Origin of the sequence: Acinetobacter sp. GWC1_38_13, from assembly GCF_001767535.1 — a bacterium.
GTDB lineage: Bacteria > Pseudomonadota > Gammaproteobacteria > Pseudomonadales > Moraxellaceae > Acinetobacter > Acinetobacter junii.
In genome coordinates, this window is record NZ_MELG01000047.1 from 176 (window position 1) to 11,167 (window position 10,992).

7 protein-coding genes and 1 pseudogene are annotated in these 10,992 nt (G+C 38.7%); 6 read left to right on the forward strand and 2 right to left on the reverse strand.

Going from position 1 to position 10,992, the window contains the following annotated elements:
• Window positions 1-276: 276 nt before the first annotated feature.
• Window positions 277-2,508 (reverse strand): NADP-dependent isocitrate dehydrogenase, encoded by a 2,232-nt coding sequence (locus A2003_RS04710; protein WP_042891140.1) that lies wholly within the window; start codon window positions 2,506-2,508, stop codon window positions 277-279.
• 422 nt (window positions 2,509-2,930) lie between these two features.
• Window positions 2,931-4,634 (reverse strand): M61 family metallopeptidase, encoded by a 1,704-nt coding sequence (locus A2003_RS04715; RefSeq protein ID WP_004963304.1) that lies wholly within the window; start codon window positions 4,632-4,634, stop codon window positions 2,931-2,933.
• A gap of 170 nt (window positions 4,635-4,804) precedes the next feature.
• Here A2003_RS04715 and A2003_RS04720 point away from each other — a divergent pair, with 170 nt between their 5' ends.
• The 6 genes and pseudogenes from A2003_RS04720 to A2003_RS15070 form a co-directional block, all read left to right on the forward strand.
• A complete protein-coding gene (locus tag A2003_RS04720) occupies window positions 4,805-6,124 on the forward strand; it encodes a D-alanyl-D-alanine carboxypeptidase PBP6B (RefSeq protein ID WP_075696705.1) in 1,320 nt (439 codons plus the stop codon).
• A gap of 93 nt (window positions 6,125-6,217) precedes the next feature.
• Entirely contained in the window at window positions 6,218-7,504 is a 1,287-nt protein-coding gene (locus A2003_RS04725; protein ID WP_075696706.1) for an NAD(P)/FAD-dependent oxidoreductase, read from the forward strand.
• A gap of 122 nt (window positions 7,505-7,626) precedes the next feature.
• Window positions 7,627-8,109: an FKBP-type peptidyl-prolyl cis-trans isomerase gene (locus tag A2003_RS04730; RefSeq protein WP_151738878.1), complete on the forward strand. Its 483-nt coding sequence runs from the start codon at window positions 7,627-7,629 to the stop codon at window positions 8,107-8,109.
• Window positions 8,110-8,221: 112 nt separating this feature from the next.
• On the forward strand, window positions 8,222-9,664 hold the full coding sequence (locus A2003_RS04735; RefSeq protein WP_286686879.1) for a cryptochrome/photolyase family protein: 1,443 nt from the start codon (window positions 8,222-8,224) through the stop codon (window positions 9,662-9,664).
• Window positions 9,665-9,939: 275 nt separating this feature from the next.
• Window positions 9,940-10,641: a VIT1/CCC1 transporter family protein gene (locus A2003_RS04740; RefSeq protein ID WP_112986968.1), complete on the forward strand. Its 702-nt coding sequence runs from the start codon at window positions 9,940-9,942 to the stop codon at window positions 10,639-10,641.
• 179 nt (window positions 10,642-10,820) lie between these two features.
• Window positions 10,821-10,992 (forward strand): annotated as a pseudogene (locus A2003_RS15070) (hypothetical protein); the annotation flags it as partial.

Genomic DNA, 10,992 nt, shown 5'->3' on the forward strand with positions numbered 1-10,992 from the left:
AACTCATTCAAAGACTTCGGATGTTCTAAGCCTGTAAAAAGATAAATAAATACAATAATTGCAATCCAAATTACTGTAACAACAATTCCAATAGTTAAACTTCTCTTATTCATAGATTTTAAAGAAATGAATTATAAATTTATGTTTTATTTAAATTTAAATAGATTATTAATAAACAGTCAAATTTAAAAATATCTTATTTATCAAATAAAAAACCGATGCTTTCGCATCGGTATTTTTACATTACCAACAGGTTTGTTAGTTCTGCATTAAAACTTAAATCGTTTCAAGCGTAGCATTAAAAGTTGAACTTGGACGCATTACTGCATTTACTTTTACTGGATCCACAGCGTAGTAACCACCAATATCAGCTGCTTTACCCTGTACTTCACTCAATTCAGCAAGAATTTTTTGCTCATTTTCAACTAAAGCTTTTGCAAGAGGAGCAAACTTCGCTTTTAACTCAGCATCTTCGTCTTGAGCAGCAAGTGCTTCAGCCCAATACATTGCTAAATAGAAATGACTACCACGGTTATCTAGCTCACCAGTACGACGTGATGGAGACTTATCGTTATCGAGCAGTTTACCCGTAGCTTGATCAAGTGTTTTCGCTAGTAATTTAGCACGTGGATTATCTTCTTTAAGACCTAGCTCTTCTAAAGATACTGCAAGCGCAAGGAATTCACCTAGCGAATCCCAACGTAAGTGGTTTTCTTCAACTAACTGTTGAACATGCTTCGGCGCTGAACCACCTGCACCTGTTTCATACATGCCACCGCCCGCCATTAACGGAACGATAGATAACATTTTCGCTGAAGTACCCAACTCCATGATTGGGAACAAGTCAGTTAAATAGTCACGTAAAATGTTACCAGTTACAGAAATAGTATCTAAACCACGAGCTACACGTTCAAGCGTATAACGCATTGCACGTACTTGTGACATGATCTGAATGTCTAAACCTTCAGTGTCATGCTCTTTTAAGTACTTCTCAACTTTCTTGATCAACTCATTTTCGTGTGGACGATATGGGTCAAGCCAGAAAATTGCAGGCATACCAGAGTTACGCGCACGACTTACTGCAAGTTTTACCCAATCGCGAATCGGTGCATCTTTCACCTGACACATACGCCAGATATCGCCTTCTTCTACATTTTGAGACATCAGTACTTCACCCGTGTCTAAATCTGTAATGTTCGCAATACCAGCTTCAGGAATTTCAAATGTTTTATCGTGTGAACCGTATTCTTCTGCTTTTTGAGCCATCAAACCAACGTTAGGTACAGTACCCATCGTTTTCGGATCAAAATTACCATTCCACTTACAGAAATTGATCATTTCTTGGTAGATACGTGCGAAGGTCGATTCTGGCATTACCGCTTTACAATCGTAAGGTTTACCATCTGCACCCCACATTTTACCGCCACCACGAATCATTGCAGGCATTGAAGCATCTACAATTACATCGTTTGGTGAATGGAAGTTGTCGATGCCTTTTGCTGAGTCAACCATTGCTAATGCAGGGCGATGTTCTTGGCAAGCATGTAAATCTTCAATGATTTCTTCACGAAGTGAGGTTGGTAAAGTAGCGATCTTTTCATAAAGACCAGCCATACCGTTATTGACGTTAATACCTAACTGATCAAATAACTTACCGTGTTTCTCAAATGCTTCTTTGTAGTAAATTTTCACACAGTGACCAAAAACGATCGGGTGTGAAACTTTCATCATTGTGGCTTTTACGTGTAACGAGAATAAAATACCTGCTTCACGGCAATCATCGAGTTGCTTCTCATAGAAGTCACACAATGCTTTTTTGCTCATGAACATTGAATCAATTACTTCGCCATCTTGAAGTGCTACTTTCGGTTTCAGAACAATCGTTTCACCACGCTTAGTAATCAATTCCATCTTCACGTTACGTGCACGATCAAGCGTCATTGATTTTTCACCATGATAGAAGTCACCTTCTTCCATGTGTGATACGTGGGTTTGAGACCACTGTTTCCATTCAGTCATCGAATGTGGATGCTTCTTCGCATAGTTTTTAACAGCAGCAGGCGCACGACGATCTGAGTTACCTTCACGCAATACAGGGTTTACAGCAGAACCAAGACATTTACCGTAACGAGTCTTGATTTCTTTCTCTTCATCCGTAGTAGGGTTTTCTGGATAATCAGGAATTGCATATCCTTTGGACTGTAACTCTTTGATACATGCTGTCAATTGAGCAACAGACGCACTGATATTCGGCAGTTTGATGATATTCGTATCTGGATCTTGAGTAAGGCGACCAAGCTCTGCAAGGTTGTTAGCCACCTTCTGCTCATCACTTAAGTAGTCCGAAAATTCTGCAAGCACACGCGCTGCAACAGAAATGTCACTCTTGACAATTTCTATGCCAGCTGGCTTAGTAAAGGTCTCAATGATCGGCAGTAGCGAGTAGGTCGCCAATAACGGCGCCTCATCAGTCAGTGTATAAATGATTTTTGACTTTCCACCAGCCATATATAGCCCCTTGTGTTAAATTGAGTTTTTAGAAGCGAGCTTTTGGCCCAGCCTCTGCGAACCGGTTTGCTTGATTTAGGCCTGAGAGTATCAGTCTTGATCGCATCTCAGTCAACGCAATATCCTGTGATAACGACATTTCGCTACGAAATAGTAGTTGTGAGCTTAGGCATTTAGCCCTGCGAACCGGTTAGCTTAAATAAAACATGAGATTATCAGGATTCACACTAAGCCAGTCAATGTCATATCCTGTGATAACGACATTTCTTTAAGAAATACTACAAAACATATACTCTTCGTTATTTTAGAATTTGAAATGAATTTACAAATTATTATTTATTTCAATAATTTAATAGAAACAAAAACAAACACCGCTCAAGACTGTCATCTTGAGCGGTGTTTCTTTGAAAGCTTGGATAAGACTAAAGTTTTAGCCATGCATCCAGTTTGTTTTGATCTTCAATATTGAGTTCAACAGTCGCTAAGGTGTTTTCCCCTGCTATGAGTTCAAATTGCAATAACTCATCTCTACGAAATGCGTATGCATTATATGTCCCTGGCTGTTTAGCATACTTAGATAGTAGTTTTTCGGAAGCTTTTAAGCCATCGATTGCAATGATCACATCATTTGCAGATAAGCCTGCTTTTGCTGCAGAACTTTCTCGACGAACATTTTGAATAACAACACCTTCAGCTTTGTCAGTAACTTTTAAGCCGAATGGTAATGCTTTGTCATTTTTAAGCGTATAGCTCAAACCAAACTCAGGTAAAAGTTGATCTAGTGGTAATTCATCAGTGGTATTGATCAAATGATTAATCTGTTCAATCCAATTATCGCCAGTCAATTCATTACATAACTCAAAAATCGTGCGATCATTAACTTGTATGCCATTTTGAGTGTTTTCATACAAACGACGCATAAGTGCATCAAGATTTGAACCACGTAAACGTAAACCCAAATCTAAACACAATGCGACTAGACTACCTTTGTTGTAGTAACTCGTTCCTGCATTATTTGAGTTTTCATCCTGACGATAGAATTTAATCCATGCATCAAAACTTGACTCAGAAACAGATTGAATAAAACGTCCAGGATTCTGTAGATAACGGTCAATTTGAGCTTTTAATAAATCAAGATAAGACTTTTGTGAAATGACGCCACTACGCAACAAAATTAAATCATCGTAATACGAAGTAAATCCTTCAAAGATCCACAACAAACTGGTGTATGACTCTTTGTGTAGATCGTAATTTGCGAAATTCTCTGGACGAATAAATTTAACTAACCATGAATGGAAATACTCATGGCTACACAAACCCAAAAAGCGCTGATAGTCTTTTGATGGTTCTTCTGGTTCATTTGCTTTAGGCAAATCATCACGAGGTGTAATTAAGCTTGTGCTATTACAGTGCTCTAAACCACCATAACTATTGCCTGTTGCCATCGTCATAAAGGTATAGTTTTTAAAAGGTGCTGAACCAAACATATCTATTTCAGTACGGCATATTTTTTCAATATCTGCCTGAAGACGATTTAAATTAGTCGCGTGTTTGCCTGAAATCACAAACTCATGTGGGATACCATTTGCATCAAAGCTAAAACGGCTTTGCTCGGCTAACTCAAATGGACTATCGATTAGCTGATCGTAACTCTCTGCTTTTAAAGTAAAACGCCCCTTAACAAGACTCTTTGAAACTAGTCCTGTTGCCAGTTGGAAATGCTTTAATTCGCTTGGTAGAAATAGTTCTACTTCACATGGCGCATGTTCCTGATCTTGGAGACCTAGACAAACACACGCTGGGTTTACGTATAGTCGTGTTTGATCAACATAAGCACCACGTACGGATAAATCATATGCGTAGACATCATATTCAACAGTAATAAGCTCATGATCGGTATTAAACAAACGCCAGCGATTTTTCTCTGTTTTTTTAATTTTTAATAAGCGCCCAGCTTCGTCAGAAGCTTTTACCGATTCGATATGCTTAGAAAACTCACGAATTAAATAACTACCAGGAATCCAAGTCGGTAACCATAATTCTTGATTAGGGTTAGCCAGAAAACGAAGGGTGACGTGAATCAGATGTTGGCGATAATCGTCGAACTCAATTTGATAGTGCAACATAATTTAAGATCATAAAAATAAGAACGGTTTCACACAGCTTAGCATTTTTTTACAAAGTCATGCGTAGATGTCGTAATTGTCAGCAAAAGTGGCTGGATTCTCCACTAAAAAAGTCATAGGATGCTTTTTTCGCATTCCATGCCCATGGATCGGCTGCTCAAGGTGTACTCGTGAAATTCATCCTCTCCCTCTTTACGTTCTTTAGCCTATTGTGTGTAAATCTTGCACATGCAAGCTTACTCAAAATAGCGCCTGAAACGGTCGAAGCACAAGCATGGTCTATTGTCGATGCGCAGTCTGGACAAATTATTGCCGAGCACAATAGCCACGTTCAACGTGCCCCTGCTTCACTCACTAAGATGATGGTTGCTTATATCGCATTAAAAGAAATTGAGGCAGGAAAATTACGTAAAGAAGATATCCTAACGGCTACACCTATTGTAAATACGATCATGTGGGATGAGTCCCAAATGTATTTAAAAACGGGCGAAAAAATTTCAGTTGACCAACTACTGGCAGGACTCATTGTCATGTCTGCAAATGATGCAGCTGTTACACTAGCCGAGAAAATCTCAGGTAGCGTCCCTCAATTTGTTGCTCGTATGAATCAAGAAGCACAAGCTCTTGGGATGAAAGATACACATTTTAGTAATCCTGCTGGAATTACAATGCCTGATCACTATTCGACAGCAGCAGATTTAGGTTTATTAGCCAAAGCCATCGTTCAAGATACGCCTGAATATTTATATTATTCAAAAATGCCTAGCTTCAGTTATAACCAAAGATTCCATCATGCAACTAACCTCGCACTCAAAATGGATCCGACCGCAGATGGTCTCAAAACAGGTTATACCAAAGCTGCTGGTTATAATTTGGCACTAACAGCAGAGCGTCCAACATTCAATCCTGATGTCGAGAAACGCCGTTTGATCGTTGTGGTTTTGGGAACACCTAGCGCGGTAAAACGTGCTGAAGTCGCACACAAGTTAATGAATCTTGCATTTACTTATACACGGGATGAAGTTGTAATCCCTAAGCACCGATTAATTGCAGAACTTCCTGTAATTCGTTCAACGCTAAAAATGTTCAGAGTAGAAACACAACAACCTACTATTGTGACAACTTCTCTTTATGACCGACCGATGCCTATTGATTTGAATACATTTAATCTTTTGACTCAGCGCATCCACCTAGTTGACGCAAATCAATTGGTCACTACAGTTGAACCGCTCCAAAGCACCAATACACATATCAATATTGAATTGAATGAACAGCACCTGACAGCGCCGCTGATGCAAGTCATGAACTTAGCGACAGTTTCGGTTTATCAGAATAATCAATTGATCCGAAGTCTCCAGATTGAAAATGATGTACAAATTGAAGAAGCTAATATTTTTCAAAAAATTATGATCTGGTTTTCTAATTTATTTTCATTTTTTTCAACAAATGACAGTCAGAGTGCCAAACTCTACCCATTAAATCAAGGGTAGAAACTCGACTATTTTTCTCAAGATTAACCATAGAATCCAGTGAAAAGGATGGCATAATCGGACCATCCTTTCACAAAAATAATTAGGTTGATCATGAGCAAAACCTTACATCATATCGTGATTGTGGGTGGTGGCGCAGGTGGTTTAGAGCTTGCAACACAGTTAGGTGAACGTTTTGGCAGACGAAAGAAAGCTAAAATTACCCTAGTCGACCAAAACCTCACTCATATTTGGAAACCTCTACTACACGAAATTGCCGCTGGCTCGCTTAACCCCCACGAAGAACAAACCAATTATTTTGCACATGCAGAAAAACATCACTTTGAGTTTGTACTCGGTAGCCTCGTCGCAGTTGATAAAGATCAAAAACAAATCACGCTTTCCCCTCCTCAGCTTTCTAAAGAACATACCCCTGTTATTCAAGATCTCAATTATGACACCTTAGTTCTCGCCGTTGGTTCTGTGTCGAATGACTTTGGAACTGAAGGTGTACGTGAATATTGTCACTTCTTGGATAGCCGACAACAAGCAGATGTATTCCAACAAGATTTATTCCACCTTTATATCGGAGCTCAAAATCAGTCAACTGAACGTGCTTTAAATATCGGTATTGTTGGTGCTGGCGCTACAGGTGTTGAACTTGCTGCCGAATTGATTGAAACAACGAAAAACTTTTATCGTTACGGCTTGAAAAAAATCGACCCTAAACAAGTCAAGATCACTTTAATCGAAGCCTCAGATCGCATCTTACCCGCATTGAATGAGAAGACGGCTGCACACAGCGCCAAGCAACTCAAGAAAATGGGTATTGATGTTTTGACTGAACATAAAGTTCAAAAAGTAGATGAGTCAAACGTTTATTTTAGTAATGGTGAAGTTTTACATTCAGACATTACCGTTTGGGCTGCTGGGGTTAAAGCACCTAAAATCTTAGAAACACTTCATGACTTTAAGCGTGACAAGATTAATCGTTTGATGGTTTATGCAACACTACAAACGCAGACTGATCCAAATGTATTCGCTTTTGGTGATTGTGCAAACTGTCAGCTAGATGCTCGTCAACCACCACTCGGACCTCGTGCTCAAGTCGCTAGTCAACAAGCAACTTTTTTAGTTGACGCTATGGCAGCGCGTATTGCAAGCACACCACAACCGATGTTCAGCTTTAATGACAAAGGTTCATTGGTTTCGTTAAGTCGTAATCAGGCTGTGGGTGAACTACTCGGCGATGTTAGCGTACAAGGGTTTATTGCAAAAACCATGTACGTTTCCCTTTATCGACTACATCAAGCCAACATTCACGGCTACACACAAGCAGGCATGCTGACGATGAAAGATTTTCTAACTCGTCGTGTACGTCCAAAAATTAAGCTTTATTGAGTTGAAATCTTAAATTTCGTTCCCATTTATAACGAAATAGTTTCAAAAAGTGGAAAATAGTCAACAAAATCTATTTTTCACTTTATGATATACATCTAAATTGATTGAATGGATCAAACAACATGACTGCTATTGCAAATAACCACGTGGTTTCATTCCACTACACTTTAACAAACACTGAGGGTGAAACACTTGATCAATCTCAAGGTGAACCACTTGCATATTTGCACGGCGCAGGCAACATCATCCCTGGTCTAGAAAATGCTCTTACAGGTAAAACTGTTGGTGAAAAATTCACTGTAAACGTACCTGCTGCTGAAGGCTACGGTGAATATAACCCTGATCTAGTTCAAGAAGTTCCAGCTCAAATGTTCCAAGGCGTGGATAACATCCAAGCGGGCATGCAGTTCCAAGCTCAAACTGATGATGGCGTTCAAATCGTAACTGTTAAAGCTGTTGAAGGTGACAACGTTATCGTTGATGCAAACTTCCCATTAGCTGGTCAAGATCTTACTTTCGAAGTTGAAATCGTTGAAATTCGTGATGCGACTCAAGAAGAGTTAGATCACGGTCACGTACACGGTGTAGGTGGTCACCACCACTAATTCCTCTGTGAATTAGAACATCTCAAAAAGCAAAGCCTCGGCTTTGCTTTTTCTTCACATAAGCACCTATAAAATATAAATAATAATTTTTAAAGAACTTTATAGAATTGCTATGTCAAATACTTATCAATTAATCTGGTTCCGCCAAGACCTCCGCGTCCGTGATCAGGCAGCTTTATGGCATGCCCGTCAGAATGGTCCATGTATAGCGATTTGTATTCTGTCACCTGAACAATGGCAACGTCATGACGATGCGGATATTAAAATTGATTTTTATTTGCGCCAACTTTTAGAGCTAAAAACAGAACTTTCCAAACTACAGATCCCTTTACTCATATTTACTGTGCCTCTTTGGGATGACATTGCGGAGTTTTTTGTTGATCTCGCAGAAAAATTACCATTTGAAAATGTGTATACCAATATTGAATTTGGCTTCAATGAACTCAAACGCGATAATGAAGTACAACAAAGTTTAAATCGTCAAAAAAAACAACTGATACTGTTTCAAGATCGAACGCTGTTTCCAGTTGCAAGTATTCGAACTCAATCGAATCTACCCTATCAAGTTTTTGGTGCTTTCAAAAAAAGTTGCTATCAGCGCTTAGAACTCGGTTTACCTCAGTGTTATCCAATCCCAGAAACCCAAGCACCCATAGAGTTTGATTTTTGTCAGCTACACCAAACAGATTTACAGCACATCAAAAATCACTATGCTGACAAAATTAAAGACAAAAATGCGAGTGAATGGCGAGTGGGTGAAAAACATGCGAGAAACCTACTGAATCAGTTTGTTGAAAAACGAATTATTCAATATAACGCTTTACGGGACTACCCTTCGGTTAAAGGAACTAGTCAACTTTCTGCTTATTTAAATATTGGAATTATTTCAATTCGTCAGTGCATTCAAGCAGCATTTAGACATCAACAAGGTGATTTTGTTATCCAGTCCGAAGGACAACAAACGTGGTTAAATGAATTATTATGGCGTGAATTTTATCAACATATATTATTCGATTTTCCACAAGTTTCTAAGCACTTGCCTTTTAAAGCTGCAACACAGAATGTTCAATGGCGTGATGATAGCGAAGGTTTTGAAAAATGGAAACGAGGACAAACAGGTATTCCAATTGTTGATGCGGGTATGCGTCAACTTCTTTCTACAGGTTGGATGCACAACCGAGTTCGCATGATTTGTGCCATGTTCCTAACTAAAAATCTATTAATTGATTGGCGTAAAGGTGAACAATGGTTCATGCAAAACCTGATTGATGGCGATCTAGCTGCAAATAATGGCGGTTGGCAATGGTGTGCATCGACAGGAACTGATGCTGCTCCCTATTTCAGAATTTTTAATCCAATTAGCCAATCCCAAAAGTTTGATGAAAATGGCGTGTATATTCGACGTTGGGTCCCAGAACTGACTCAACTAGATGCTAAACGGATTCATGAGCCTTATGCCCAAAATACCGCATTGAAATTAGATTATCCCCATCCAATTGTTGACTTAAAAACCAGTAGAGAACGTGCAATTCAAGCTTTCCAAGCATTATCATAAACCAGCACAATAGCCTTCTTACACTAAAGTTAAATAATGTGTGTATGAAGGTTTATTTTCAAATAATTATGGTTCACAACGAAAACTTCGAAGAAGAATCAAAGCATTAAAATGTCAAATTATTCACATATTATAACCAAGAGATCATCACGGTATCGTTAAAATAAGTTATTTTATAAGTATGATAAGTTGATGAATCATTGAAAAATTTAGCAATAATCACAGATAAATGACTTTAATATTTTGAACAATATTGATTAATTAAGAGTAAGCCTATGTCACATTCACATCATTCAGAACTTCATGTTATGCAACGTTCAGGGTGGCTCCGTGCCGCAGTTCTTGGGGCGAATGATGGAATCATCTCCGTCACGAGTTTAGTTATGGGGGTGGCTGCAAGCGGTGTTAGTTCTCATACTTTATTGATTACCTGTATCGCAGGATTAATCTCAGGTGCTACATCTATGGCTGCAGGAGAATATATTTCGGTTAAGTCACAAGAAGATATAGAAACATCTGATCTTCGAAGAGAAGCTAAAGAACTTGAGAAAAACCCTCATGCTGAATTAAAAGAACTGACTGAAATCTATATCTCACGGGGTTTAAATCCTGAACTTGCACATGAGGTTGCAACTCAATTAACTGCACATGATGCACTTGGCGCACATGCTCGCGATGAAATTGGAATTCACGAAAATACAGCAGCAAATCCCATTCAAGCAGCATTATCTTCCGCCGCATCATTTTCATGTGGTGCAGCACTCCCCATGCTCGCTATTTTATTAAGTTCAAATGAATGGGTATCAAAAACTGTTTTAATTACGGGTGTTCTGTCTTTGGCAGTTCTAGGTGCTTTATCTAGTTATTTTGCACGCACATCGATGCTTAAAGGAAGCCTAAGAATAGTGATTTGGGGCGTGATCGCAATGGCATTTTCAAGTTGGGTAGGCTCATTATTTAATCTGCAACCCTTGTAAGATAACCATTTTATTTTGACCAATCAATCAAACTACAAATTAATAATATATCCCAAGCATCATTAAGATTTTTTTCAAAATTAGGTGTATGATGACATATAACACAAAGCCTAGTTTGATGGTCTGAATTAACCAAAGACTAACTTTCTGGTTTGAAATGTCCAATGTAGAGAAGTGTCTTGATACATCGACTTGGGATATTGTTGGCTTTTGCAACAATTGCATTACAGATCGCTGTTTTTTTACAGCCTTTATTGCCAGAGGAATATCAAATTTCCCCTGCATGCGAGACTGTTTTGCTTCTGTCTACCCAAATAAAACAAAAATTACATCTACATTCGGAACAGGTTT

Excerpts from the sequence above, each read along its gene's own strand:
- A2003_RS04740 (WP_112986968.1), top strand. The coding sequence starts at position 9,940 with ATGTCACATTCACATCATTCAGAACTTCATGTTATGCAACGTTCAGGG.
- A2003_RS04725 (WP_075696706.1), top strand. The coding sequence starts at position 6,218 with ATGAGCAAAACCTTACATCATATCGTGATTGTGGGTGGTGGCGCAGGT.
- A2003_RS04735 (WP_286686879.1), top strand. The coding sequence starts at position 8,222 with ATGTCAAATACTTATCAATTAATCTGGTTCCGCCAAGACCTCCGCGTC.
- A2003_RS04715 (WP_004963304.1), bottom strand. The coding sequence starts at position 4,634 with ATGTTGCACTATCAAATTGAGTTCGACGATTATCGCCAACATCTGATT.
- A2003_RS04710 (WP_042891140.1), bottom strand. The coding sequence starts at position 2,508 with ATGGCTGGTGGAAAGTCAAAAATCATTTATACACTGACTGATGAGGCG.
- A2003_RS04730 (WP_151738878.1), top strand. The coding sequence starts at position 7,627 with ATGACTGCTATTGCAAATAACCACGTGGTTTCATTCCACTACACTTTA.